The 25,546-nt window shown below is 68.9% G+C and carries 27 protein-coding genes; 8 read left to right on the forward strand and 19 right to left on the reverse strand.

Going from position 1 to position 25,546, the window contains the following annotated elements; genetic code table 11:
- Positions 1-48: 48 nt before the first annotated feature.
- The 8 genes from ruvA to EV193_RS24205 form a co-directional block, all read right to left on the reverse strand.
- Entirely contained in the window at positions 49-651 is a 603-nt protein-coding gene (ruvA, locus tag EV193_RS24170; RefSeq protein WP_130347023.1) for a Holliday junction branch migration protein RuvA, read from the reverse strand.
- Positions 652-656: 5 nt separating this feature from the next.
- The gene (gene ruvC, locus EV193_RS24175) at positions 657-1,226 is read right to left on the reverse strand and encodes a crossover junction endodeoxyribonuclease RuvC (RefSeq protein WP_165401486.1); all 570 of its coding nucleotides are present in this window, start codon (positions 1,224-1,226) and stop codon (positions 657-659) included.
- Between the two features lie 74 nt (positions 1,227-1,300).
- Positions 1,301-1,798, reverse strand: a complete 498-nt coding sequence (locus tag EV193_RS24180) for an SRPBCC family protein (protein ID WP_130346727.1) — start codon at positions 1,796-1,798, stop codon at positions 1,301-1,303.
- Positions 1,795-2,145, reverse strand: a complete 351-nt coding sequence (locus tag EV193_RS24185; RefSeq protein WP_242613626.1) for an ArsR/SmtB family transcription factor — start codon at positions 2,143-2,145, stop codon at positions 1,795-1,797. Before EV193_RS24185 ends, EV193_RS24180 begins: the two co-directional genes overlap by 4 nt.
- Positions 2,146-2,166: 21 nt before the next feature.
- Positions 2,167-3,906 carry a metallophosphoesterase family protein gene (locus tag EV193_RS24190; RefSeq protein ID WP_207222784.1) on the reverse strand — a complete coding sequence of 580 codons (1,740 nt, stop codon included), beginning with the start codon at positions 3,904-3,906 and terminating at the stop codon, positions 2,167-2,169.
- Between the two features lie 39 nt (positions 3,907-3,945).
- Positions 3,946-5,418, reverse strand: a complete 1,473-nt coding sequence (locus EV193_RS24195) for an MFS transporter (protein WP_130346731.1) — start codon at positions 5,416-5,418, stop codon at positions 3,946-3,948.
- 34 nt (positions 5,419-5,452) lie between these two features.
- Positions 5,453-5,941 (reverse strand): GNAT family N-acetyltransferase, encoded by a 489-nt coding sequence (locus tag EV193_RS24200; RefSeq protein WP_130346733.1) that lies wholly within the window; start codon positions 5,939-5,941, stop codon positions 5,453-5,455.
- On the reverse strand, positions 5,938-6,450 hold the full coding sequence (locus tag EV193_RS24205) for a DUF4262 domain-containing protein (protein WP_130346735.1): 513 nt from the start codon (positions 6,448-6,450) through the stop codon (positions 5,938-5,940). The genes EV193_RS24200 and EV193_RS24205 overlap by 4 nt, the downstream gene beginning before the upstream one ends.
- Before the next feature lie 294 nt (positions 6,451-6,744).
- Between EV193_RS24205 and EV193_RS24210 the strand changes: the two genes are divergently transcribed.
- Positions 6,745-7,926 carry an HNH endonuclease signature motif containing protein gene (locus EV193_RS24210; RefSeq protein WP_130346737.1) on the forward strand — a complete coding sequence of 394 codons (1,182 nt, stop codon included), beginning with the start codon at positions 6,745-6,747 and terminating at the stop codon, positions 7,924-7,926.
- Between the two features lie 9 nt (positions 7,927-7,935).
- Here the strand turns inward: EV193_RS24210 and EV193_RS24215 are convergent, their stop codons facing one another.
- Entirely contained in the window at positions 7,936-8,685 is a 750-nt protein-coding gene (locus EV193_RS24215) for a YebC/PmpR family DNA-binding transcriptional regulator (RefSeq protein ID WP_130346739.1), read from the reverse strand.
- Positions 8,682-9,296: a pyridoxal 5'-phosphate synthase glutaminase subunit PdxT gene (gene pdxT, locus EV193_RS24220; protein WP_130346741.1), complete on the reverse strand. Its 615-nt coding sequence runs from the start codon at positions 9,294-9,296 to the stop codon at positions 8,682-8,684. Before pdxT ends, EV193_RS24215 begins: the two co-directional genes overlap by 4 nt.
- 121 nt (positions 9,297-9,417) lie before the next feature.
- Here pdxT and EV193_RS24225 point away from each other — a divergent pair, with 121 nt between their 5' ends.
- Positions 9,418-10,710 carry an esterase-like activity of phytase family protein gene (locus EV193_RS24225; protein ID WP_130346743.1) on the forward strand — a complete coding sequence of 431 codons (1,293 nt, stop codon included), beginning with the start codon at positions 9,418-9,420 and terminating at the stop codon, positions 10,708-10,710.
- 108 nt (positions 10,711-10,818) lie between these two features.
- Here the strand turns inward: EV193_RS24225 and EV193_RS24230 are convergent, their stop codons facing one another.
- A complete protein-coding gene (locus EV193_RS24230) occupies positions 10,819-11,985 on the reverse strand; it encodes a trans-sulfuration enzyme family protein (RefSeq protein ID WP_130346745.1) in 1,167 nt (388 codons plus the stop codon).
- Positions 11,986-12,059: 74 nt separating this feature from the next.
- Here EV193_RS24230 and EV193_RS24235 point away from each other — a divergent pair, with 74 nt between their 5' ends.
- Positions 12,060-12,530 carry an Lrp/AsnC family transcriptional regulator gene (locus EV193_RS24235; RefSeq protein ID WP_130346747.1) on the forward strand — a complete coding sequence of 157 codons (471 nt, stop codon included), beginning with the start codon at positions 12,060-12,062 and terminating at the stop codon, positions 12,528-12,530.
- Here EV193_RS24235 and EV193_RS24240 read toward each other — a convergent pair whose 3' ends face one another.
- Together EV193_RS24240 and EV193_RS24245 are read right to left on the reverse strand one after the other, a co-directional pair.
- The gene (locus EV193_RS24240; RefSeq protein WP_130346749.1) at positions 12,531-12,839 is read right to left on the reverse strand and encodes an AzlD domain-containing protein; all 309 of its coding nucleotides are present in this window, start codon (positions 12,837-12,839) and stop codon (positions 12,531-12,533) included.
- On the reverse strand, positions 12,836-13,540 hold the full coding sequence (locus tag EV193_RS24245) for an AzlC family ABC transporter permease (protein ID WP_130346751.1): 705 nt from the start codon (positions 13,538-13,540) through the stop codon (positions 12,836-12,838). Before EV193_RS24245 ends, EV193_RS24240 begins: the two co-directional genes overlap by 4 nt.
- Before the next feature lie 74 nt (positions 13,541-13,614).
- Here EV193_RS24245 and EV193_RS24250 point away from each other — a divergent pair, with 74 nt between their 5' ends.
- Entirely contained in the window at positions 13,615-14,169 is a 555-nt protein-coding gene (locus EV193_RS24250) for a helix-turn-helix domain-containing protein (protein WP_130346753.1), read from the forward strand.
- On the opposite strand, the gene EV193_RS24255 is transcribed toward EV193_RS24250, so the two are convergent.
- From EV193_RS24255 to EV193_RS24270, 4 genes are all read right to left on the reverse strand, one after another.
- On the reverse strand, positions 14,140-15,051 hold the full coding sequence (locus EV193_RS24255) for a Scr1 family TA system antitoxin-like transcriptional regulator (RefSeq protein ID WP_242613627.1): 912 nt from the start codon (positions 15,049-15,051) through the stop codon (positions 14,140-14,142). The genes EV193_RS24250 and EV193_RS24255 overlap by 30 nt on opposite strands.
- Positions 15,002-15,505, reverse strand: a complete 504-nt coding sequence (locus EV193_RS24260) for a DUF6879 family protein (protein WP_341273197.1) — start codon at positions 15,503-15,505, stop codon at positions 15,002-15,004. The genes EV193_RS24255 and EV193_RS24260 overlap by 50 nt, the downstream gene beginning before the upstream one ends.
- Complete coding sequence (locus tag EV193_RS24265; protein ID WP_130346759.1) at positions 15,492-15,701, reverse strand: hypothetical protein; 210 nt, start codon at positions 15,699-15,701, stop codon at positions 15,492-15,494. The genes EV193_RS24260 and EV193_RS24265 overlap by 14 nt, the downstream gene beginning before the upstream one ends.
- Before the next feature lie 113 nt (positions 15,702-15,814).
- Positions 15,815-17,152 (reverse strand): amino acid permease, encoded by a 1,338-nt coding sequence (locus EV193_RS24270; RefSeq protein WP_130347027.1) that lies wholly within the window; start codon positions 17,150-17,152, stop codon positions 15,815-15,817.
- Positions 17,153-17,421: 269 nt separating this feature from the next.
- Between EV193_RS24270 and EV193_RS24275 the strand changes: the two genes are divergently transcribed.
- Positions 17,422-17,661, forward strand: coding sequence for a hypothetical protein (locus EV193_RS24275; RefSeq protein WP_130346761.1), 240 nt, complete (start codon positions 17,422-17,424; stop codon positions 17,659-17,661).
- 9 nt (positions 17,662-17,670) lie between these two features.
- Here the strand turns inward: EV193_RS24275 and pdxS are convergent, their stop codons facing one another.
- Positions 17,671-18,588 (reverse strand): pyridoxal 5'-phosphate synthase lyase subunit PdxS, encoded by a 918-nt coding sequence (gene pdxS, locus EV193_RS24280; protein ID WP_130346763.1) that lies wholly within the window; start codon positions 18,586-18,588, stop codon positions 17,671-17,673.
- A gap of 204 nt (positions 18,589-18,792) precedes the next feature.
- A complete protein-coding gene (locus EV193_RS24285) occupies positions 18,793-18,978 on the reverse strand; it encodes a hypothetical protein (protein WP_130346765.1) in 186 nt (61 codons plus the stop codon).
- Between the two features lie 118 nt (positions 18,979-19,096).
- Here EV193_RS24285 and EV193_RS24290 point away from each other — a divergent pair, with 118 nt between their 5' ends.
- The 3 genes from EV193_RS24290 (at position 19,097) to EV193_RS24300 (ending at position 25,504) form a co-directional block, all read left to right on the forward strand.
- Positions 19,097-21,241: an elongation factor G-like protein EF-G2 gene (locus EV193_RS24290; RefSeq protein ID WP_130346767.1), complete on the forward strand. Its 2,145-nt coding sequence runs from the start codon at positions 19,097-19,099 to the stop codon at positions 21,239-21,241.
- Between the two features lie 16 nt (positions 21,242-21,257).
- Positions 21,258-23,843, forward strand: coding sequence for a helix-turn-helix transcriptional regulator (locus EV193_RS24295; RefSeq protein ID WP_130346769.1), 2,586 nt, complete (start codon positions 21,258-21,260; stop codon positions 23,841-23,843).
- 152 nt (positions 23,844-23,995) lie between these two features.
- Positions 23,996-25,504, forward strand: a complete 1,509-nt coding sequence (locus EV193_RS24300; RefSeq protein ID WP_130346771.1) for an MFS transporter — start codon at positions 23,996-23,998, stop codon at positions 25,502-25,504.
- Positions 25,505-25,546: the final 42 nt, after the last annotated feature.

Consider the following 25,546-nt stretch of genomic DNA (forward strand, 5'->3'; position numbering starts at 1 on the left):
CAGTGGCGACAGTTCGGGGGCCGGCGCCTCGTCTTCCACGCTGTCCACCTACTTCTTGCCGCCCAGCCGCGCGAGAGCCTTGCGCAGCACGTCCGGGGTGTCGCCAGTGCCGTTCGCGGCGAGCACGGCGTCCACGGTCTGCTCGGCCTGCTTGACGGCGAACCCGAGGCCGACCAGCGCCTCCACCACCGACGAGCGCACGGCGACCGGCGCCTGCGTCGCCACGGGCGAGCCGCCCTGGGCGGAGGCGAGTGTGCCGACCTTGTCCCGCAGTTCGACGATGAGCCGCTCGGCGCCCTTGCGCCCGATGCCCGGCACCTGGGTCAGCGTGGTGATGTTGCCCTCGGACAGGGCGGTGCGGAGCTGGTCGGGCTCCAGCACGGCAAGCGTGGCCAGCGCCAGCCGCGGGCCGATGCCGGAGACGGTCTGCAGCAGGCCGAACAGCTCGCGCGCGTCGGTGTCGGCGAACCCGAACAGGGTCAGCGAGTCCTCGCGCACGATCAACGCGGTGGACAGCGACGTCTCCTCGCCCCGGCGCAGGGTGGCCAGCGTGGCCGGTGTGGCCTGAACGGCGAGCCCGACCCCGCCGACCTCGACGACGACGTGGTCCAGCGCGACGGCGAGCACCCGCCCGCGCACCGAGGAGATCATCGTGTTCACCGTCCTTTCGCTCGGGCCGCGGCGGTCAGCCTGGCACGGTGCTTGCGGGCCAACTCGGCGGCCTGTGCCTCGGCGGCGGCCAGCCGGGACCGCAGTGGCGCGCGCCAGATGTGACAGATGCCGAGGGCGAGCGCGTCGGCGGCGTCGGCCGGCTTCGGCGCCTCGGCCAGCCCGAGCAGCCGGGTGACCATCACGGTGACCTGCGCCTTGTCCGCCCGGCCGGAGCCGGTGACGGCGGCCTTCACCTCGCTGGGCGTGTGGAACTCGACCGGCAGGCCGCGCCGGGCGGCGGCCAGCGCGACCACGCCGCCGGCCTGGGCGGTGCCCATCGCGGTGCGCACGTTGTACTGGCTGAACACCCGCTCGACCGCGACCACGTCCGGCTTGTGCAGGTCGAGCCAGGACTCCACGGCGTCGGAGATGGCCAGCAGCCGAGTCGCCAGCGCCGCTTCCACGGGCGTGCGCACCACGTCCACGGCCACGCAGCTGACCTGCCGGCCGGTGCCACCCTGGACCACGGCGACACCGCACCGGGTCAGCCCCGGGTCGACGGCGAGCACACGCACCTGATCACCCCTCGACGAGAACATTCGTTCGAGAGCCTAAGGGGTGGACTCAGGCCGGGGCCGCAGACACGCCGTCAGCCGTCCAGCTGACCGAGGAAGTATTCTTTTTGCGCCGGATAGTATTCGTCGAAACTCGGCAGTTTCTCGTCGTTCCGCGCGGCGACGAGCATATCCAAGTAGTATTCCCATCCAGGCCCGACATCACCGACGATTTCCGCCTTGTCGAGGTGCTGTACGAGTTTCAGTTCCGTGGTGCCGCCGTTCTCGGCGAGAATCAGCTCCATGCGCCAGGTGCCCATGTCGTCCACAGTGGACACGGCGAGCCGGCTCGGCGGCTCGCAGGCGTCGATGGTCAGGTCCATCCACTCCGGGCTGTCCTCGTAGACCATCTGCACCTGGATTGTCTTGCCCTGCCCGGCGTCGCCCTTCCACGGTCCGTACCAGCGGGCGGTGCGCTCGGACTCGGTGACGCTTGCCCAGACGTCGTCGATCGGCGCACGGAATGTCCTGGTGAGCACCAGGTCGGTTCCGTCCGCGGTTTTGACGAGCTTTCCGGTCGGTGTGCGAATCATGCCGTTCTCCCCTTTTCGATGTCTTGTCGGGTTTTGTCGCGCTTCGTTCGGTGAACCTCGGTTTCGAGCGCGTCGAGTCGTTGTTCCCATTTCGATTCGGTGGTGAACCGCGCCAGCCACGCGGCCAGTTCGCGCAGCGGTTCGGGGTGCAGCCGGTAGATCCGCTGCCGGCCGGACAGCTCGTCGGAGACCAGCCCGCTCTCCCGGAGCACCCGCAGGTGCCGGCTGATCGCCGGTCGGCTGATCGGGAACCGGCCGGCGATCTCACCGGCCGTGCGCGGGCCGTCGTGCAGCAGCACGAGAATCTCCCTGCGCACCTCGTCCGCGATCGCTCCGGCCACATCCACCCGGAAAGCGTAACTGATGTGTTACGCGTTAGGAAGGCGTGTCACCCGAATCGGTTCCTCGATCAGCTCCGGTGCGAGCGGGGTGGCCGGGCGCAGCCACGGGTCGCTCGGTGCGCCGTCCGGGTCGGGCACCCACTCGCGGGCCACTGTGTGCACCTTGATCGGGTAGATCGTGAGATCGCCGTCGGCGCCCACCCGCATCCGCAGGAACCCCTTGCGATCGCTGATGCTCTGGCCGGCGAACACCTCGTTCAGGTTGATCCCGAACCGGCCGGCCAGCAGCAGGTACAGCGCGGTCAACTCGCTGCCGACGAACCCGAGCAGCGCCGGCGTGACCACCACGGCGATCACGATGACCAACCAGTCGCTGCCCACACCCCGCCCCAGCACGTCCAGGTACAGCCACTGCACGACGAACAGCCAGCCGAACGCGATGCCGAGGTGCGCCAGACCGTGTAGCACCCCGGCCACGAGGCCGGCCCGCGCGCGTCTGTCCGGCAGGCCGAGCCGGGCGAAGTTGACCGTGCCGACGATCAGCAGCACCGAGCAGAGCACCGCCGGTGTCCACGCCGGCACCTCGGTGATCGCGCTGGCCCGCTCCCGGCCCGAGGTGATCACCAGGCCGAGCGCGAACGCGAGGAACAGCACGAAGTGCACCCCGGCCATCAGGGTGGCGAACCCGCGATTGCGCCACGGAAGTCGAATGATGCCAAGGGAAAGCCGCTTCGAGTCCACTGTGGACGGATAGCGTCCGGCGAGCCGGGAGGTGCGCCGCTCGCCGGACCAGAAGATGCGTGAGGTGGGCGGCGGCAGGGTCAGCTTCTCGGGCAGTTGGTGCGTGGCCGCGAGGTACGCGCCGCCGGTGCCGCAGGTGATCCGCTGCACCTCGCCGCCGCCTTCTTCTGCGTAACGCGCGTAATGGTGCTGATCACCGGATAGCATCATCCGGATGTTCGCACCATGTGGGCGGAGTATCTCGCGCTCGAAGAACTCGATCGTGTCGTAGCCCTTCGCCTCGCCACCGGACCCGGCGACCACCCAGGACGGCGCCGGCGTGCACAGGATCACCCCGTCACCCTCACGCAGATCCTCGGCCGCGGTGCGGAAGTACTCCAGCTGCGGAGCGTCCACGTAGTCGTCGAACTGCGTGTCGATCGCGTACAGCCACCACCGGTGCGGCAGCTCGATCGCGAAGTAGCTGCGGGACTGCTCGGTCTGCCAGCCGCCGATCGTGCGCTGCTGGCCGAACACGCGCAGGAACGCGGTCAGCCCGTCGTACCAGTCGTGGTTGCCGGGCAACGCGAACAGCCGCGGCCGCGGCGCCTCCGCGGTCGGCAGCGCGGCGCGGTACACGCCCTTGGAACGGTCCTCGTAAGTCTCGGTGGACGCGGACGGGTAGACCTGGTCGCCGCCCATCACCAGCAGCCGGCCGCGCGGCAGGCTCAGCTCGCCGGGCAGGGTGATCGACTCGGCGGCGAGCAGCGAGGCGATCGAGTACGTGGCGTCGAACCCGTCACCGAGATCGGCCACGAAGTCCAGCCACAGCTCGTCACCCTCCTCGAAGCGGTGCACGTTGGCCGGCAGGCTGCCCTGGAGTTCGCGCTTGTCGGAGTAGGAGCCGAACACCGTCGCCACCAACGACTTCACGCCGGTCGCGGCGAGGACCGACGGCGCGAGCCAGGCCACCGGCGGCTGCGGCTTGAAGCCGAGCTCGGCCTCGGTGATCTCGCGGGGACGCGGCCGTGGCGACGTGTGCTCCACTCGATCATGGTAGCCAGGTGGTGACACAATGCGTCAGGTCTACGCGGGTACGGGAATCGCCTCGGTGGTCACCTTCTGTCGCCGCGGCGCGAGCATCAGCGGCACCGCGATCGCGGCCACCGCGCTGATCACCGCGAGCGACCACAACAGCGTCTGCCACACGCCGGTGAACTGGTCGGCGAGCATCGCGCTGTCCGGCCCGGTGACGTGTCCGGCGGCGACCTGCTCGGCCACCGACGCGTCGCCCACCCTGCTGGACAGCAGCGCGATCATCAGCGAGCCGATCACCGCCAGCGCCATCGTGTTCGACGTCGCGCGGACCGTGTTCAGCAGGCCGGACGCCATGCCGACCCGCTCCTTGGCCACCATGCCCATCGCCTGGCCGTCCACCATTCCCATGGTCAGCCCCACGCCGATGCCGATCATGCCGAGCGGGCCGAGCAGTTCGCCCGTGGAGATGCCCGGGTGCAGCACGGTCAGCCAGGCGTTGCCGCCGGCCACGAACGACAGCGCCACGGTGATCACCACGCGCGGCGCCAGCCCGTGGTTGATCAGCCAGCCGCCGAGCGTCGGGATCACCAGCACCGGCGCGGTCAGCATCAGCATCGTGACACCGGCCGAGCCAGCCGACACGTGGTTCACGCCCTGCAGGTAGGTCGGCAGGTGCACCAGCGTGCCGATGAAGCCAACAGCACTCATCGTGCCGGCGATGCACCAGGCGAGAAACCGGCGATCGCGGGCCAGCGCCAGGTCCAGCACCGGACGGGCGGTGCGCCCCTCGATGATCACGAACGCGACGATCAGCAGCACACCTCCGCCGAGCAGCGCGAGCACGCCGGGATCGGTCCAGCCGAGCTGTGCGCCACGCGTCACGCCGAACATCACCAGCGCGATCCCGACCACGAAGGTCAGCGCGCCCGGCCAGTCGACCTTGGGCCGCTCGGTGGCACGGGAGTCGGCGATCAGCGTGGTGCCGACGAGAATCGCGACCCCGGCCACCGCGTAGACCACGAAGGTGGCGCGCCAGCCCATCGCGCCGACCAGCCAGCCGGAGAACGTCGGCCCGACCGCGATGCCGATGCCCGCGGTGGTGCCCATCGCGGCGAACGCCCTGGTGCGCGCGGCGCCGGTGAACGTGGTGGCGAGCACCGCTCCCCCGGTGCCCATCACGCCGGCCGCGCCGAATCCGGACACCACGCGCGCCGCGTCCAGCAGGGCGATGTTCGTGGCGGCGGCGCTGGCCAGCGAGCCGATCGCGTAGATCGCGGCGCCGTAGCGAAGCAGCCGCCGCCGGCCGAACAGATCGCCGAGCGAGCCGGCGACCAGCATCAGCGACGACGCGGTGAGAAAGTAGCCGGTGACCACCCACTGCAGCGGCGCGCCGACCGCGTGCAGATCGGTGCCGATCCCGGGCAGCGCCACGGTGGTGCCGGACATGGCCAGCGGGAGGGTCAGGTAGCCGAGCAGGACGACGACGAGGGTCACGCGCGGGCTGCTGCGCCGGTTCTCCATGTGCTCCAGCTTCGAACCTGGAGCATGGTCGAGGTCAAGTGGCGAGTGATCCAGACGACACAGGCTTCTCCATGATCGCGACGGGCACGCCGAGCGCGTCGTGCGCGTTCTTCACGTGGACGTAGCCGGCGCGGCCGTACATCGCGATGTTGGCCGTGCTGGCCGCGCCGGTGACCAGCCAGATCGTCTCGACGCTGGCGGGCACGGCGGATTCGATGGCGGTCAGCAGCGCTTTGCCGACGCCGCGGCCTTGCATGTCGGGGGCGACTGCGAACCGGGACACCTCCATGCGGGTGCCTTCGGGGCGGCCGCGGACGCTGCCGACGAGTCTCGGTCCCAGCCACGCTCCGAATGCCAGGACGGCGTTGGATTCGAGATCAGCGGCCAACTGGTCGGCGGTCTCTTCCAGGGGCGGGATGGTCAGGGTGCCGTTTAGTTTGGCTTCGGCGACGTAGGCGGCGCGTTGGACGGTGAGGGCTTCGCCGGCATGCTCTGCGGTCAACTGTCCGATGTGGACGGTCATGGGCCGTTCACGCCGGGCGTCCAGCTTTCTGGGGCGCCGGAGTCGGTGAGGATCGGCTGCCAGTCGGCGAAGCCTTCGGGGGCGTCGGCGTTCCAGGGCCACTGGCCTTCTGGGGTGGGGACGATGAGTTGGACGGCGGGGAAGTCGCCGGTGCGGTAGATGAGGAAGGCGCTGCCGAGGAACTCGGGGTAGTGGCCCTTGTGGACGCGTTCGACGGTGACGGGGACGCCGTCGAAGAAGTCGTCGTAGAGCTGGCCCGGGACGAAGCGGCGGCCGGCTCGGGCTTGTTCGACGTAGGCGTTGACCAGGACGGGGCCCATGTCTTTGGGGAGGCCGATGACGACTGCTTCGGGGACGCCGAAGCGGCGCCAGGCTCCTACGGTGAAGGTGTAGGGGGCGCCGTGCTGGTCAGGGGGTACCTCGACGACGGCGTTGCCGTGCTGGTCGGCTTCCGCGAGTAACCACGCGCGCAGGGCCGTGTCTTGCTCCGTCAGTCCTTCGATCGACACGCGCCAACTCTAGGTTGTTCGTGCTGCTGGGTGAAGTCTTCGTGTCGGGTGGCACTTGGGGTGTGGCGGCGCGGAATTGTGCGGGCCGATTCTCACAAGTCAAGGGCGCCTACGGCGTCGGCTTCGCCGACTCGGCCCCAGGGGGGGGCCGAGCCCTGGACTTGTGAGCCTCGATCGGCCCTAAAAGGCTGGCGCTACGGGCAGGCTCCGCCTGCCTTTTGCCCGTACCGCGCCGCCACCTTGCTCCTTTTAGTTCACCCCACAGTGGTCGGTCGAATTGGGTAGAATACAAGTATGAGGGGACAGCAACTAATCGACGAGCTACGGGCTCGCGAAATCCACATTCGACAACTCGAATACGAGCGACTTCAACTCGTTCACGAAATCGATGAGCTAGGCCTCGCGAAAGAAATGGGGGCCTACTCCACGGCATCGTTTTTGCGGGACACGGTGCGGATCACACCCGCAGACGCACGCAGGCGAGTCGCGGACGCGAACGCGTTGTTCGGCTCCATCACGCTCACCGGCCAACCCATCGAACCGCAGCTACCAGTGGCGGCGAAAGCGCTCGCCGCTGGGGCGATCAGCCGCGACCACGTACAGGTCGTGCGCACCACAATCGACAAACTTCCGGTCGAGCATCACGCAGACGTCGAACAACTCCTTGTGGAGGAAGCCACACGGTTTGAGCCGGTGACACTCGGCAAGATCGCCACCCGAACCCGCGCCCACCTGCAACCTGAACACGTTGTCCTGGAAGAACAAGCAGCCCGCAAGCGCATGGAATTCTCCATGATCGAAGACATCGACGGGACGATCCTGCTGCGCGGGCGACTCTCGCCCGAGTGCGCCGAAGTCCTCAAGGCGGCCCTCTCCCCGCTGGCGAAACCCGCAGGCAAAGACGACGACCGATCCGCCGCCCGCAGGTGGGCCGACGCACTCATCGAACTCGCCCACCGCATCCTCAACTCCGACACACTCCCGCAAGACGGCGGGCGGCGACCGCACCTCGCCATCACGATTTCCTACGAACAACTCCGCGACCAAATCGGCCTCGGCCGAGGTGACTTCGGTGCGTTCATCACCCCACAAACCATTCGGCAGATCGCCTGCGATGCAGGCATCACACCCATCGTGCTGAACAGCGAAGGGCAACCCCTTGATGTGGGGCGCGAACAACGACTCGTCACACAACACATCCGAGCCGCACTCATCGCCAGGGATAAGGGCTGCTCATTTCCTGGTTGTGATCGGCCGCCAGAGTGGACCGACGCACACCACATCATCCCGTGGATCGAAGGCGGAATAACTTCGGCAGAACTCATGACCTTGCTCTGCCGATACCACCACACGACAATTCACGAACAAGACTGGGAAATCGTCATGCGCAACGGCATCCCGTACTACATTCCGCCCGCGTGGGTCGATCCGGCACGCAAAGCCATCCGCAACACCATGCACGTCGGCGTCGCCTGACAGAACAGGTCAGACGACCTCGGCCATGACCTCGTCGGGCACGTCGAAGTTGGCGTACACGTTCTGCACGTCGTCGGAGTCCTCGAGCGCGTCGATCAGCTTGAAGACCTTGCGCGCGCCGTCCGCGTCAACCGACACGGTCATCGTGGGCACCATGCTGGCCTCGGCCGACTCGTAGTCGTACCCGGCTTCCTGCAGCGCCTTGCGCACGGCCACCAGGTCGGTCGGCTCGGACACGATCTCGAAGTTCTCGCCGAGGTCGTTGACCTCCTCCGCGCCCGCATCGAGCACAGCCATGAGCACGTCGTCTTCGGTCAGCTCGCCCTTGGGGACGATCACGACGCCCTTGAGGTTGAACATGTACGACACGGAACCCAAGTCAGCGAGCGAACCGCCGTTGCGGGTCATCGCGGTGCGCACCTCGGTCGCCGCGCGGTTGCGGTTGTCCGTCAGACATTCGATCAGCACGGCGACACCGCCGGGGCCGTAGCCCTCGTACATGATCGTCTGGTAGTCGGCGCCGCCCGCCTCTTCACCGGAACCACGCTTGCGGGCGCGCTCGATGTTGTCGTTCGGGACGGAGCTCTTCTTCGCCTTCTGGATCGCGTCGTACAGCGTCGGATTACCGTCCGGGTCACCGCCACCGGTGCGCGCGGCCACCTCGACGTTCTTGATCAGCTTCGCGAAAAGCTTGCCACGCTTGGCATCCAGGGCGGCCTTCTTGTGTTTCGTGGTGGCCCACTTTGAATGGCCGCTCATTTCTCCTCCGTCACCATCTCAACGAACAGTCGGTGTACCCGGGTATCGCCCGTGAGCTCCGGGTGGAACGCGGTGGCGAGCACGCGCCCCTGCCGAACCGCGACGATCCTACCGGCGGCCGCTCCGGCGTTCGGAGTATCCGGCACCGTCGCCAACACCTCGACATCACCAGCCACCGACTCCACCCACGGCGCGCGAATAAACACAGCGTGCACCGGACCGTCCAACTCCTTGAACGGCAGGTCCTCTTCGAACGAATCCACCTGCCTGCCGAACGCGTTGCGCCGCACGATCGCGTCCAGGCCGCCGATCTGGTGCTGGTCAGGCCGCCCGTCCAGCACCTTGTTGGCCAGCAGGATCATCCCCGCACACGAACCGTAGGCGGGCATTCCGTCGGAAATCCGCTCGCGCAGGGGCTCCAGCATCTCGAAGATTTCCAGCAATCGGGACATGGTGGTGGACTCGCCGCCGGGCAGCACCAGGCCGTCCACCTCGGCCAACTCCGCGTGCCTGCGCACCGCGACCGCACGCGCACCGCTCGCCTCCAGCGCGGCCAGGTGCTCGCGCACATCGCCCTGCAGCGCGAGAACGCCGATCAACGGACCCGACACCGGTCACCTTTCGTGATACACCCAGGTCACCGAGCCTAGTGCCCCGGCCCGCACGGGAAGACGGCCACCTCGTTCACGATCTGGTCACCGGGTGGCCACCTCCCACGTCTAGCGTCCGCCCGTGCGCCTTCGCCTTCTCGCCATCCCCGTCGCCCTGGCCTCCGTCGCCGCGCTGATCGCGGTCAACGGCGCGTCCGCCAAGCCCGACAGCACCGTCTCGCTGGCCACGCTGCCGGACATCCCACTGTCCGAGTTCCAGGGCTCGATCGCCGACGACCGAAACATCGACCTCGGCGGCATCGGCAGCGACATCTACCCCGCCCATCGCCACGGCGAGTTCTGGACGGTCACCGACCGCGGCCCCAACGGGCAGATCGAAGTCTCCGGCAAGAAACGGCGCACCTTCCCGCTGCCGATGTTCGACCCGGCGATCGTGCGGGTGCGCGTCGACGGCAAGTCGGTACAGCCGGTCGAGTCGATCCCGATCCGCACCACGGCCGGCGAGCCGGTCACCGGCCTGCCCAACCAGAAGGGCCACGACGAGGCGCCGTACACCTACGACGCCTCCACCCCGCTCCCCTACAACGTCAACGGGATCGACCCCGAGGGACTCGTGGTCGCGCGGGACGGCTCGTTCTGGCTCGCCGAGGAGTACAGCCCGTCCATCCTGCATGTCGGGCGGGACGGCCGGGTGCTGGCGCGCTTCGTGCCGAAGGGCCTCGGGCTCACCGGCACCGGCTACCCCGTGATCGAGTCGCTGCCGGGAATCCTGTTGGCGCGCAAGCAGAATCGCGGCTTCGAGGGCCTGGCGATCTCACCGGACGGCGGCACGCTGTTCGCCGCGGTGCAGAGCCCGCTGTCCAACCCGGACAAGGACACCGGCGAGAAGTCCCGCACCGTGCGGTTCCTCGCGGTGTCCACAGTGGACGGTCGGGCCACGGCCGAGTACGTCTTCCGGATGGAGGACGTCACCACGTTCGACCCGTCCGCCAAGGGCAAGCAGGACGAGATGAAGATCTCCGGCCTGGTGGCGCTCGACCGCGACCGGCTGCTGGTCGACCAGCGCACCGACAAGGTGGCCAAGGTCTACGTCGCCGACCTCGCCGGCGCGACCGACGTGCTCGGCTCCCGCCACGACGACCCGAAGACCAGCCCGAGCCTGGAGTCACTCCCCGACCCGGCCGCTGCCGGGATCACCGCCGCCCGATCGTCGCTGCTGATCGACCTGACCGCGATCCCCGGCATCCCCGGCAAGATCGAGGGCATCGCGTTGCGTGGCACCGAGCTGATCGTGGCGTCGGACAACGACTTCGGCATGACCGACGGCCCGGACGCCTTCGACGAGCACGGCCGGCTGCACGACAGCGGCGCGGAGACCGTGTTCGCCACGATCGGCCTGCGGCACCGCCCCTGAGCGCCGATCACCGGGATCGAGCCCGCCGAATCCAGCCGCCCTGGGCGGGATTTAGCCCGCTGAATCACCTTTTCGCGTTTGTCAAGCGATTTCTTCGACGGGGATTGGCTAGCTCGCCGCGGTCAGCGCGTCGTCCAGGTCGGTCCACAGGTCGTCGAGATCCTCAAGACCGACCGACAGCCGCAGCAGGTTCTCCGGCACACCGCAGGCCTGCCGATCCGCGCTGGCCACCAGCCGGTGGGTCAGCGCGGCGGGGTGCTCGATCAGCGTGTCCACCGAACCGAGGCTGACCGCCGGCGTGATCAGGCTCAGCTTGCCGACCACCACGTTCGGGTCCGCGAGCGTCTCGAACGCGAGCATCGCGCCCGGCCCGCGCATCTGGGTGCCGAGCAGGCCGTGCGGGTCGGCGCCGGGCAGACCCGGGTACCGCACGGCGGCGATCGCGGGGTGCTCGACGAGCCGAGCGGCCAGCACGGCCGCCGTCTCCTGCGCGGCACGCACCCGCAACGGCAGCGTGGCGAGCCCGCGGTGCAGCAGGTAGCCGCCGAGCGGGTGCAGCACCGCGCCGGTGAGGATGCGCACCTGGCGCAGCGGCCCGGCCAGCCCCTCGGCACACGCGACGACGCCCCCCAGAACGTCGCCGTGCCCACCGAGGTACTTGGTGCCGGAGTGCAGCACGTAGGCCACGCCCGCGTCGGCCGGGTTCTGCAGCACGGGCGTGGCGAACGTGTTGTCCACGAGCACCGGCACGTCACCCGCCGCGCACACCACGGCGGCGATGTCGATCAGGTCCAGGTTCGGGTTGGCCGGCGTCTCGATCACCACGAGTCCGGTCTCCGGCGTGATCGCGTCCGCCACCTCCGAAGCGTCCACATAGGACACCGTGGTGCCGAGCAAACCGGTGGACAGCAAGTGATCCGTGCCGCCGTACAGCGGACGCACGGCCACCACGTGCGACCGTCCACTGAGGACACACGCGGCCTGGATCACCGCGGTGACGGCCGCCATCCCGCTGCCGAACGCGACCGCCGACTCGGCGTGCTCCAACTCGGCGAGCGCGGTCTCGAACCGCGCCACGGTCGGGTTGCGCACCCGTGCGTACACCGGCGAGGCGGCCTCGATGGCACCCTCGGCCAGCTCGCCGAGCGCGGCGCCGCCCGCGGCCTGATCGGGCAGCGGGTACGTGGTCGACAGGTCGATCGGCGGGGCGTGCACTCCCAGGTCCGCGAGATCCGCGCGGCCACCGTGCACGGCCTGTGTACGCAATCCAGTCATAGGGCCAGATCGTGCATCATCGACGGCGGATACGGTGGAGGCTCGAACAATCTTCGGCAGACGAGGAGAACACCGTGTTCGATGCGATCGACGCCGCGATCGTGCGAGAGCTGCAGAACGATGCTCGGCTGCCCAACAAGGATCTCGCCGCCCGCGTCAACGTCGCCCCGTCGACCTGCCTGGTACGCGTGCGCGCACTGCGCGAGCGCGGCGTGATCACCGGCTGCCACGCCGAGGTGGACCTCGGCGCACTCGGCCGCCCGCTGCAGGCGATCGTCGCGGTGCGGATCCGCCCGCACACCCGGGCGGTCGTGCGCCGCTTCGGCGACTACGTGCTGTCCCTGCCGGAGACCATCGCGGCGTCCAATGTCGCCGGTCCGGACGACTTCCTGGTGCACGTGGCGGTGACCGACGCCGCCCACCTGCAACAGCTGCTGCTCGATGGGTTCACCACCCGCAAGGAGGTGGCCGAGCTGCACACGAACCTGCTGTTCGACCACCGTCGCAAGCACGAGGTGCCGCCCACCGCCGAGGTGATCAGCTGATCACGGCACGCCGGCCAGCCGCAGCAGTGCGGCGGTGACGGCCGCGGCGACCACCACGACCACGAACGGCGCGCGCCGCCAGGCGAGCACCCCGCCGACGAGAACACCGGCCGGCAGCGCCCAGCCGGCGAAGTGCTGCCCGTCGATCAGGGCGGCGGTGGCGACCAGCGCGACCAGCAGCACGGTCGCCGCGTCGGACACGTACTCGCGCACCCGGTCGGACAGCGTGATCTTGTCGCGCAGCAGCGGGCCGGCGAGCCGGAACCCGTAGGTGCCCGCGGCGAGCACGAGAATCGCGACCAGGTTCATCGGCTCATCTCCAGGTCGGTTTCCTTGCGGGGCAACGGTTTCCTGCGTGCCGCGAACAGGCCGAGCAACGCCAGCAGCACGGGAAGGCCGGCCGGCAGGAACGGTGACGCGGCGAGTGCGATCGCCGCGCCCACGATCGCCGCGCGGCGGGTGGCCGGATCGGACAGCGCCGGCAGCACGAGCGCGAACAGCGCGGCGGGGAACGCGGCGTCCAGGCCCCAGGTCGCCGGATCGCCGATCACCTGGCCGACCAGCACGCCGAGGACCGTGCCGACGTTCCACACCACGAACAGCACCAGGCCGCACACCCAGTACGCGGCCCTGCGGCGAGCCGGATCGCGCTGCGCCATGGCGAAGGCGACCGTCTCGTCCAGCATCAGGTGGCTGCCGATGGCGCGGCGCAGCCCACCGCGGCCGAGCACGTCGCCGACGGCCAGACCGAACGGCAGGTGGCGCGCGTTGAGCACCAGGCCGCCGAGCACCGCGGCGATCGGCCCGCCGCCCGCCGCGACCACGCCGACCGCGAGGAACTGCGCGCCGCCGGCGAACACCAGCACCGACATCACCACCGGAACCCACCACGACAGGCCGGCGGACACCGCGATCGCGCCGAACGACGCGCCCACCACGCCGTCGGCCACGGCCAGGGTGACGATGTCCCGGCGGGTCGCCTTGTCCAGTGTTCGCCACATCGAACGCATGTCTTCTATGCTGAACGCGTTCCACGGTGTTCGTCAAGGCGAACGCTCGTACCGTCTCACCGAACGGACGTGACATGCCGCACGGCGCGCCACTCGACGTGATCGCCCACTCGCTGCGCCGCGAGCGGGACAGAGCCAGGCTGTCGCTCAGCGAACTGGCCAAGCGCGCCGGGATCGCGAAATCCACGCTGTCACAGCTCGAATCGGCCACCGGAAACCCGAGCGTGGAGACGCTGTGGGCACTGTCCGTGGCACTCGACGTGCCGTTCTCCCGCCTGGTCGAGCCGCCCAAACCGCGCGTGCAGGTGATCCGCGCCGGCGAAGGGCCAGCCGTGTACTCCGAGCGGGCCGACTACGTGGCGACGCTGCTCGCCTCCTGCCCGCCGAACGCGCGCCGCGACATCTACCTGATCACCGCCGAGCCCGGCAACGCGCGCGAGTCCGAGCCGCACATGCCCGGCGTGGTCGAGCACGTGGTGATCAGCTCCGGCCGCGCGCTGGTCGGCCCGACCGACGAGCCCGTCGAGCTGGGGCCCGGTGACTACATCGCCTACCCCGGCGACACCGCGCACGTGTTCCAGGCGCTGGCCCCGAACACCTCAGCGTGCCTGGTCTCCGAGCACGTGTGAGCGATCTCGAAACTCCTCGGCAACCTTCTCAAGGAAGTCGATCGCGTCATCGCCCTTAAGCGCACGATCATAGAAGAACTCGAACAACTCCAGATAGTAGGTCACATCGCGCGGATCCCGAAACGACACGTTCCCGTTGAACATCTCAACGAGGACCAATCGCTCGTAAAGTATCTTGAAAATGCTCACGGGCGCCTTTGGGGTTTCAGTCGCATTCGACAGAACAGCCAAGTCCACATTCGGTCGCCGAGATTCCCTGGCCATGTGTGCGACCTGCTGAGCCATGATCTCAGCCCCGGCGTAGTTCCAGCGAACTGCCTGTTCGGTCATGACCAGCACGAATCGACGCGACTCGTCATCAAGCACCGAACGCATCTCGATGCGAGCACGCACCGCCTTATTCACATCACGTCGTGGCGCACTGGGCACGACCGGAGTCATCACTGCTTCCGCATACTGGCGAAGCTGAAGAAACCCTGGCGGCATGGCGGGCAAGAAGTGCCTGAACACGGTCGCGGACTCGATCTGAGCCTTAACCTCACGCTGTTGATGGTCGAGCCCCATCCGTGCGATCACACGCCCAGACGTGTAGTCGACATTCGCCGCACGAGCCAGTTCCAGCAACTTGCTTGCCTTATCTGGCGGAACGTTCAACGCCTTCAGGATTCGATCGACTTCGGTGACACTCGGTAGCAGCTTGCCGGTCTCTATCCGACTGATCTTGCTCTGACTTGTCGCACACCTGGCCGCCAAGTCCTCACCGGTCAGACCAGCCCCACGGCGGAGCTCACGCAGCACCTCCGCGATGCCCCGCCTGCTTCTTTCTTGTTGATCAGGCTCGAAAGACACTAAATGGAACCGACTCTTCCAGCGCGAGGTCACGCCAGCGGCGATAACGTTCGACGTCATCACCCTCGATCAGTTCAGCGTCGACAGGGACGCCGTCGTCATCGTAGTTCACGACGACCACCTTCGAATCGTCGTAGAGCCAGTAGTCAAACGTCGGTAGATCTACGTTCCGATCTGTGACATCGAGAATACGATGCTCCCATCCTGCGGCCACACTGCCAGGAATTGACCATTCAAGCGCGTATCGCGTGTAGTCAGTATACGGACGACTGACCACTTTTACCTTCTGAACCTTTTTTCCTTCCGCAGCAAGTCGACGCATGGTCTCGTGAGTTCTCTCGTTGTGATCGGCCGGCTTCTCGGCACCAGACAAGAACAAGGCCAACCCAGCGCGTTCCGATTCGCCCGCGTAGTGCGGCAAGGTCTCGAACCGAAATGCTGACTTCTTGAAGGCCAACGACATGGCCCCGAACTCAGCGAGCGTCATACGCACGAATAGCCTCCTTGACCAGGTCGATGCTCAATGCGATGGCTGCCTCACCGTCACCGAGTCGCAGACCATCAAGGTCGCCAACCTCGGGTCCCTGAAAGACCAACGTGGCCCTGTCCGACACGTATATGGTCGGACAAGTGTCGAAGTCCTCGCACGTGCCAGCCAGTTTGGTCAGCCTGAGCTTGTCCATCGCGACTCCCTGTGTCGACCCGCTCGTATCGATCACGCTACGCAGCGTCGAACAACCAGGGCAAGCGGTAGTCGCGTGTGCGCATAAACGGGTGCCCGACGTCCGAGGAAAGCTCAGCGTGCCTGGTCTCCGAGCACGTCTGACCTCCGGCGGCGGCTGAGCACCCACCAGCCGACCGCGAGCGTCAGCGCGACGACCGGCACGAGGTAGAACGCGTACCGCTCAACGCCGGAGGAGAAGGCCATCAGCACGAGCACCAGCAGCAGGAACGCGAGCGTCGCGTAGCCGGTGTACGGCGACCCGGGAACCCGGAACTTCGGGCGCTCCAACTCACCGCGCTTCGCCTTGGCGTGCAAGCGAATCTGGCTGTAGATCAACGACGCCCAACTGGCCAGCACGCCGATCGAGGCCACCGCGATGGCCAGGTCGAACGCCTGCTTGGGCACCACGTAGTTCAGCCCGACACCGACCAGCATCACGACCGCCGTCACCGCGATCCCGCCGATCGGCACCTTGCGCGAGCTCAGCCTGGCGGTGAACGACGGCGCGTCGCCGCGGTGGGCCAGCGAGCGCAGAGTGCGGCCGGTGGCGTAGATGCCGGAGTTGCACGAGGACAGCGCCGCGGTCAACACGACCAGGTTCATCACGTCACCGGCGGCCGGGATGCCCAGCCGGGAGAACACCGTCACGAACGGGCTCTCGTCGCCGGTGTACATGTGCCAGGGCAGCAGCATCACCAGCAGGAGCACCGAACCGACGTAGAAGAAGCCGATCCGCCACGCCACCGCGCGCGCCGCCTTGGGCAGCACCTCGCGCGGGTTGCGCGTCTCGCCGACCGTGATCGCCACCATCTCGATGCCGTTGTAGGCGAAGATCACCGCCTGCATGCTGATCAACGCGATGCCGATGCCATGCGGGAACAGGCCGTCGTGCGAGGTCGCGTGGCTGGGGCTGGCGTGCACGCCGCCGCCCATGTCCGCCGCGGTGAGCACCAGGCCGGTACCGACGACCAGGAACACCACGATCGCGGTGACCTTGATGATCGCGAACCAGAACTCCAGCTCGCCGAACAGCTTCACCGACAACAGGTTCACGGCCAGCAGCACCACGAGGCAGATCAGCGCGGTGAGCCACTGCGGCATGTCGGGCGCCCAGCGTCCGACGTAGATCGCCGCCGCGGTGATCTCCACGACGCAGGTGGCGGCCCAGTTGAACCAGTACATCCAGCCGGCCGCGAAGCCCGCCCACGGGCCGATGAACTCGCGGGAGTACTCCACGAAGCTACCCGCGACCGGCTTGTACAGCACGAGTTCGGCGATGGCCCGCATGACCATCCAGCCGGCCAGCCCGCACACCGCGTACACCAGCAGCAGCGACGGGCCCATGGCGTGCAGCCGGCCACCGGCGCCCAGGAACAGGCCAACGCCGATCGCGCCGCCGATGGCGATCATCTGGACGTGCCGGTTGCTCAGCGACTTGGCGTAGCCGCCGCCCGTGTCCTCGCCGTTCTCGTCGTCCGGCGTCGGCGGCTGTGAACGCAGCGTCGAGTCCACGAATGGTTCCTTCCCGAGCCCGCCCGCGCGGCGTGATCACAGCCGCCAGCGGGAAGCAGACCTCACCGTGCGGGCACGCACGGACACGGAACCGGACCCTAGTAATCAACTCACCAGTAACCCACGGGAGAGCGCGGTAATTCACATCACACCGATAACCTGAACCCATGGACGAGGATGCGCGCCACACCGAACGCGCGTTCAGGTCGGATCCTTACGACCTCGAAGCTGACCTCGCCAGGCAGGCCGAGGCGTTCAAGAACGCCCCCACCATGGCCGAAATCCTCAAAGACATGGACAAGCTGCGCCGACCTGACGGACCAACCGCCGAGGAGACCGATGGTGAGCCGCCCATGGCGGACCTCCTCATCGTGCGCATCCAGCGTGAGCTGCGAGAGGGCGACTGAACCGTCAGGTCACCAGCCGCGTTCGGCGAGGCGGTGCGGCTGCGGGATGTCGTCGACGTTGATGCCGACCATGGCCTCGCCGAGCCCGCGGGACACCTTCGCGATCACGTCCGGGTCGTCGTGGAACGCGGTGGCCTTGACGATCGCCTCGGCGCGCTCAGCCGGGTTGCCCGACTTGAAGATGCCCGAGCCGACGAACACGCCCTCCGCGCCGAGCTGCATCATCATCGCCGCGTCGGCCGGCGTCGCGATGCCGCCCGCGGTGAACAGCACGACCGGCAGCTTCCCGGCAACGGCGACCTCCTTCACCAGCTCGTAGGGCGCCTGAAGTTCTTTCGCCGCAACGTAAAGCTCGTCCTCGGGCAGCGAGGACAGCCGCCGCAGCTCGCCGCGGATCTTGCGCATGTGGGTGGTCGCGTTGGACACGTCACCGGTGCCGGCCTCGCCCTTGGAGCGGATCATGGCCGCGCCCTCGGTGATCCGGCGCAGCGCCTCGCCCAGGTTCGTCGCGCCGCACACGAACGGCACGGTGAACCGCCACTTGTCGATGTGGTTGGCGTAGTCGGCCGGGGTGAGCACCTCGGACTCGTCGATGTAGTCCACGCCGAGCGACTGCAGCACCTGCGCCTCGACGAAGTGTCCGATGCGCGCCTTGGCCATCACCGGGATGGACACCTTGCTGATGATCCCGTCGATCATGTCCGGGTCGCTCATCCGGGACACGCCGCCCTGTGCGCGGATGTCGGCCGGCACCCGCTCGAGCGCCATCACGGCCACCGCGCCGGCGTCCTCGGCGATCTTGGCCTGCTCCGGGGTGACCACGTCCATGATCACGCCGCCCTTGAGCATCTCCGCCATGCCGCGCTTCACACGCGCGGTGCCGGTCTCCTGCTCGGGAACGGAGTTCTGTGCTGTCGAGGTACTCACAAGGCAATGCTAAGTCGAACGTGGCCTCCTCACGGATGCCAATTCCAGACGAACTCGGCAGGCCACTTCACGGCTATTCGCTAAACGACCACTTCGTCTGCCTGGAGAAATCCGCTGCCCAGGCGCCGTCCGGTCGTACTTGGTGTGTACGGCTCGATCGCGGGCTACCGCACCTAAGGGGACCGTGACGCGAACCAGCCACGGTTACAGACCGACCGCCGCGTGCGCTGGAAGGTACCCATTACTGGGAAATTCCGGAGAGGCGGGCAAGCTCCAGTAGTTGCGCGCCTCGACGAGCCGCCGTTCCGCGTCGCTCCACGGCAGCAGGTCGGTGTCCTGCGACGGTTCGCCGAACATGATCGGGGCGCTCGGCGTCGGTTGACTGAGCATGTCGCCTCCTTGGGCGTACCCAGGTTGTCCGAGTACTGGATAGGGTGTGAGATCGGCCACAGGTAGATGTACCAGGGAGAACCGACACCGCCGTCGAACCCCGGGAGGTGGGGCCGCCATGGGCGCCAAACACACCGACAACGGCCACGCGGGTGGCCAGAACGGAGCCGCGGTCGCTGTGGACGACCCGGCCAGAGTGCGCAACATCGTCCTGGTCGGGCCCTCCGGCTCGGGCAAGACGACGCTCGCGGAGGCCCTGCTCACCTCGGCCGGGGTGGTCACGAGGGCCGGCTCGATCACCGAAGGCACCACCGTGTGCGACCACGACCCGGCCGCCGTGCGCCAGCAGCGGTCGGTTGGCCTGTCCGTCGCGCCGCTGATGCACGAGGACGTGAAGGTGAACCTGATCGACACCCCGGGGTACGCCGACTTCGTGGGTGAGCTGCGCGCCGGCCTGCGCGCCGCGGACGCGGCCCTGTTCGTGGTCTGTGCCGCCGAGGGCGTGGACGAGGCGACCAAGGCGGTGTGGAACGAGTGCGCCGCGGTCGGCATGCCGCGCGCGGTGGTGATCGCCAGGCTGGACCACCCGCGCGCCGATCTCGCCGGCGAACTCGCCGCCTGCCAGGAGGCGTTCGGCGACGGCGTGCTCCCCCTGTACCTGCCGGCCGACGCGGGCAAGCCCGGTTTGGTCGGGCTGATCACCCAGCGGTACTTCGACTACTCCGACGGCTACCCGCCGAAGGTCGCCGAACCCGATCCCGCCGACCTCGAGCGGATGACCGAGGCGCGCAACGCGCTGATCGAGGGCGTCATCGAGCAGAGCGAGGACGAGACGCTCATGGAGCGCTACGTCGGCGGCGAGGAGATCGACACCGACACGCTGATCGCCGACCTCGAGAAAGCCGTCGCGCGCGGCACGTTCTACCCCGTGATCCCGGCCTGCGCGTTCACCGGCGTCGGCATCGCCGAGCTGCTCGAAGCGCTCACCCGCGCGTTTCCCTCGCCGCTGGAGCACGCGCTGCCCGAGGTCACCGACCCGCACGGCAAGCCGCACGCGCCGATCAAGGCCGACCCGGACGGCCCGCTGGTGGCCGAGGTGGTGCGCACCGCGGTCGACTCCTACGTCGGTCGAGTGTCACTCGTCCGGGTGTTCTCCGGCACGCTTCGACCCGAGGGTCCGGTGCACGTGTCCGGGCACGGGCTGGCCGACCGCGGACACGAGGACCACGACGTGGACGAGCGCGTGGCACACGTGTACTCCCCGCTCGGCGCGAACCTGCGCGAGGTGCCCTACTGCGTTGCCGGCGACCTGTGCGCGCTGACCAAGATCGGCTCGGCGGAGACGGGCGACACCGTGTCCGCGCCGGCCGATCCGGTGCTGATGGCGCCGTGGACCATGCCGGAACCCTTGCTGCCGGTCGCCGTGGTGGCGAAGACGCGCAGCGACGAGGACACGTTGTCCCGCAACCTTTCCCGGCTTGTCGCCGGTGACCCGACACTGCGCCTGGAGCGCAACGCCGAGACGCACCAACTGGTGCTGTGGTGCATGGGCGAGTCGCACGCCGACGTCGTGCTGGCGCGGCTGCGCGCGGGCGGCGCCGAGGTGGAGACCGAGCCGGTGAAGGTGTCGCTGCGGGAGACGTTCGCCGAGCCGGCGAAGGGGCACGGCCGGCACGTGAAGCAGTCCGGCGGGCACGGCCAGTACGCCGTGTGCGACATCGAGATCGAGCCGCTGCCGCGCGGCTCCGGCTACGAGTTCGTGGACAAGATCGTGGGCGGCGCGGTCCCGCACCAGTTCATCCCGAGCGTGGACAAGGGCGTGCGCGCGCAACTGGAGAAAGGCTTGTCCGCCAACGGTTATCCGATGGTGGACGTGCGCGTGCGGCTGGTCGACGGGAAGGCGCACAGCGTCGATTCCTCCGACGCCGCGTTCCAGACGGCGGGCTCGCTCGCGCTCAAGGACGCCGCGTCCAAGGGCCGGATCTCACTGCTGGAGCCGATGGACGAGGTGACCGTGCGGCTGCCGGACGAGCACCTCGGCACGGTGCTCGGCGACCTGTCCAGCCGGCGCGGACGGGTGCTCGGCACGGAGGCCGACGAGGTCGCCGGGCACAGCGTGGTGCGCGCCGAGGTCCCGGTGACCGAACTGCTGCGATACGCGATCGATCTGCGCTCGCTGAGTTCCGGCTCGGCGACGTTCACCCGCGTGTTCGTCAGATACGAGCCACTTCCGGAAGCTTTGGCCGCCAAGGCGACCGGCTGAGTGCGATCATGGGCCGATGGGTGTGATCGGCCGTGACGCGGAGTTCTCCGCACTCGACTCAGCCGTGCGCGCGGCGGTGGGCGGGCGGGGCCGGCTCGTCATGCTCCGCGGTGAGCCGGGGGCCGGTGGTACCGCGCTGCTGAACGCGACGGCCGAGCGCGCCGTCGCGGCGGGGCTGCGCGTCGTGCGCCTGGACGCCGCCCCGGCCGGCCGGCACACGCCGTTCGCGCTCGTCGGTCAGGGCACCGCCGTCGCCTCCGGTCTCGAACTGGCCGAGGCGGCGCGCGCCCTGCTCTCCGAGTGGACCGCCGACGGTCCGGTCGCCGTGCTCATGGACGACCTGCACCACGCCGACGACGAGTCGATCCTGGTGCTGCGCGAGATCGCGCGCGAGTTGCCGCACTCCCCCGCGCTGCTGGTGACCTGGCACCGCACCGGCACCGGGCGGCTGGAGACCCTGGAGAAGACCGCCGAGGTCCACGACGTCGGGCCGCTCGACCGGGAGACGGCGCACGCGCTGGTCGCGAACCTGGTGCGGGAGCCGTCCGAGGAATTCCTGCGGCTGTGCGACGGCGCCTCGGGCAACCCGTGGTTGCTGACCGCGCTCGCCGAGGCGACCGGCCTGTCGGGCGCGTTCGCCCGCCGCGTCACCGCGCGTGTCGCCGAGCTGGGTGGTCCGCTGGCCCGCGCGGCCGCCGTGCTCGATGATCAGTCCACAGTGGACAATCTGGCCGCGGTGCTGGGCAGCACGCCGATCGACGTGGTGCCGGTGGTGGACGATCTCGTCGCGGCCGGCCTGGTGCACGAGGACGGTGGCGTACTCCGGTTCCACCACGACCTGGTCCGCGCCGCCCTCTGCGACACCTCCTCCGGCCTGCGCCGGCACGTGGCGCACGTGCTGTCGCGGCGGCACGCGCCACCCTCGGCGATCGCCGCACAGCTGGCCGACGCGCCGGGCGGGGTCGACTCCTGGACGCTGGACTGGCTGCGCGAGCACGCCGAACCGCTGGCCAAGCGGCCGACACCAGCCGCGCTGCGCCTGCTCGCCGACGCCGTGCCGGCGCTCGGTCCTGGTGACCCCCGCCAACTTCCGCTGCGTGCGGCGCACGCCGAGGCGCTGCTCTGGTCCGGCCGCTTCGACGACGCGAGCCGGACCGCGCACGCCGTGCTCGCCGCGCGGCCGGACGCCGACACCCGGCTGACGGCGCGCATGACACTCGGCGCGCTCAGCGTTCTTCGCGCGGACACGACCGCGCTCGAACAGCTCGACGCGGCGCGCGCGGAAGGGCCGCTGCCGCCTCGGCTCGCCGCGCTGGCCGCGTTCTGCTGCCTGCAGAACGGCGACTTCCAGGGCATGGGCGAGTGCGTCGCGGCGGCCCAGGGCAGCGACGATCCGCTGGTCGAGGTGTACCTGCTGCAGTGCGAGGCCGCGCCGCTCGTGGTCACCCGGCAGAACACGAAGGCGATCGAGGTACTCGACCGGATCGACGCGCTGCTGGAGACGACCGTCTACGACCGGGGCCAGTGGCTGGTCGCCAAGCTGCAGCGGGCCGGAGTCCTGGACACCGAGGGGGACCTGGGTGTGCGGGAGGTGATCGCCGAGGCGCGACCGGTCGCCCTCGAACTGGGCGGGGTCGCGCTGGCCTGGCTGTACGCCACGTCCGCACTGTTCGAGTGGAAGCGCGGCGAGTGGGACGCCACACTCGCCGAGATCGACGAGGCGTTCACCCTGCCGGATCTGTACGGCCTGGACCGGATGCTGCGCAGCATCGCGGCGATGATCCACCTCAACCGCGGCGACATCGACACCGCCCGCGCGCACGCCGCCACGATCCAGCGCGACGGCCACGAGGTGCGCGGAGTCGCCGCGTTCTACGAGCAGATCCCGACCATGCTGCGCGCCCTGATGGCGCACCTCGACGGCCGGGACGACGAGGCGCTGACCATCGCCCGGCAGTTCGCCGACGGCGGCGTCGGCGTGCACAGCGGGTTCGCGGTCACGGCGGTCGGCACGAACCTGGTGCGGATCGCGGTCGCCGCCAACGACCTGGAGCTGGCCCGCCGGCTGGTCGACCAGATGGCGCAGACGATCTCCGACGACTCGCGCGGATTCCAGAGCGTGCTGCGCTACTGCCGCGGCCTGGTCGACGGCGACGTCGTGCTGCTGCGGGAGGTGCAGCGGGAGTTCACCGAGCAGCACAATCCGATGGCGACGGCGCGGGTCGCCCAGGACGTGGCGATGGTGCTTGCCGCCTCCGGTCACAAGGACGACGCGAAGACCGCCTACGACGCGGCGCTGTCCGCCTACGCCGGGGTGGACGCCACCGGCGCGATCCAGCAGGCCGACGCCGCGATGCGGGCCACCGGCGTGCGCCGGGGCGTGCGGGGCAAGCGCAGCAGGCCGAAGCAGGGCTGGGACAGCCTGACCGACGCCGAGCAGCGGGTCGCCGAGCTGGTGGCGCAGGGGCGCACCAATTCCGAGATCGCCGGCCGGCTGTTCATCTCACCGAGAACCGTGCAGTCGCACGTGTCCCGAATTCTCCGCAAGCTTGGATTCTCCTCGCGCGTCGAGATCGCCACGGGATTCGGCCAACGCGGCTGAGTCGGAGGTCCTAGGACCTTCGACCGAGGCATTGTCATTCCAATTGCGCAAGTGTCGGCTGTTTCGCCGAAACGCGGAACAGCCGGCCGCGTCGACACGGTTGCCCCGAACGAATCGTTCTCTCCAGAACCGAAGGGGCACCTGCGATGTCGATGACGAGGTCCGAAACGACCGAGCGAGCAGGGCGCAAGGAGTGGATCGGCCTTGCCGTCCTTTCCCTGCCGACGCTGCTCATCGCGATGGATTTCACCGCGCTGCACCTCGCGGTACCCGCACTGAGCGCGGAACTGCGGCCGTCGAGTACCCAAATGCTCTGGATCGTCGACATCTACGGTTTCCTGGTCGCCGGACTACTCGTGCCGATGGGTACTCTCGGCGATCGAATCGGGCGGCGGCGACTTCTCCTCGCCGGCGCGACCGCGTTCGGCGCGGCCTCCATTCTGGCCGCGTTCTCCACCAGCGCCGAAATGCTGATCGTCGCGCGTGCGCTGCTCGGCATCACGGGCGCCACGCTGCTGCCGTCCACGCTGGCGCTGATCACCAACATGTTCCGCGATCCGATCCAGCGCCGGCTGGCCATCGCCGTGTGGTCGGCGAACTTCATGATCGGCGGCGTCATCGGCCCGCTCGTCGGCGGCGCGCTGCTCGAGTCGTTCTGGTGGGGCGCCGTCTTCCTGGCCGCGGTGCCGGTGATGATCTTGCTGCTGGTCTTCGGCCGCGTGGTGCTGCCCGAGTTCCGGTCGGACGCGGCCGGCCGGGCCGACCTCGGCAGCGTCGCGATGGCCATGGCGACGGTGCTTCCCGTGGTGTACGGCATCAAGGAGATCGTCAACCACGGGGTGAGCGTGGTGGCGCTGCTGTCGGTCGGAGTCGGGGCCGCCGCGGGGTGGGCGTTCGTCCGCCGGCAGCGCAGGCTGAGCCATCCGATGCTCGATCTCACGCTGTTCGCCGATCGCGGGTTCAGCGTGTCGCTCGGGGCGCAGACCACCGGCCTGTTCGTGCTGAGCGCCGCCCAGTTCTTCGTGATGCAGTACCTGCAGTTGGTCATCGGCCTGTCGCCGCTGCGGGCAGGCATCTGGACGATTCCGGCCATGGTCGCCGGTATCGCCGGCACGCTCGTGGTGCCGACGCTGAGCCGCCGGTTCAGCGCCGCGAGCCTGATCACCGTGTCGCTGGCCACCGGCGTGCTGGGCCTGCTGATCGTGTCGGCGGCGGGCACCGCGGACCTCGGGCTCGTGGTCGTCGGGTTCACCGTGCTCAACCTGGCGATCAACCCGGCGATGACGCTGACCTACGACCTGATCATCGGCAGCGCGCCGCCGGAGCGCGCCGGCACCGCGTCCGGCACCGCCGAGACCGGCAACGAGCTGGGCATCGCGCTCGGGGTGGCGATCGCGGGCAGCATCGGCGCCGCCGTCTACCGCGGCCTGGTGAGCGGTGACAGCCTGCCGGCGGCCGCCCCGCCGGAGGCACGCGACACCCTGGGCAGCGCCGTCGCGGCCGCCGGGAACCTGCCCTCCGGCACCGGTGCGGAGCTGCTCGCGGTGACCAGGGACGCGTTCACGAACGGCATGCAGGTCACCGGAATCGTGCTGGCCGCCCTGCTGGCCGGGGTCACGATCGCGGTCGCGCGCCTGCTCAGAAGGCCGGCGCGGGTCTGACCCTCGGTTGTTTGCGCATCATGGCGGATGTTTCTCCCCGTC

This window comes from Herbihabitans rhizosphaerae, from assembly GCF_004216555.1.
GTDB lineage: Bacteria > Actinomycetota > Actinomycetes > Mycobacteriales > Pseudonocardiaceae > Herbihabitans > Herbihabitans rhizosphaerae.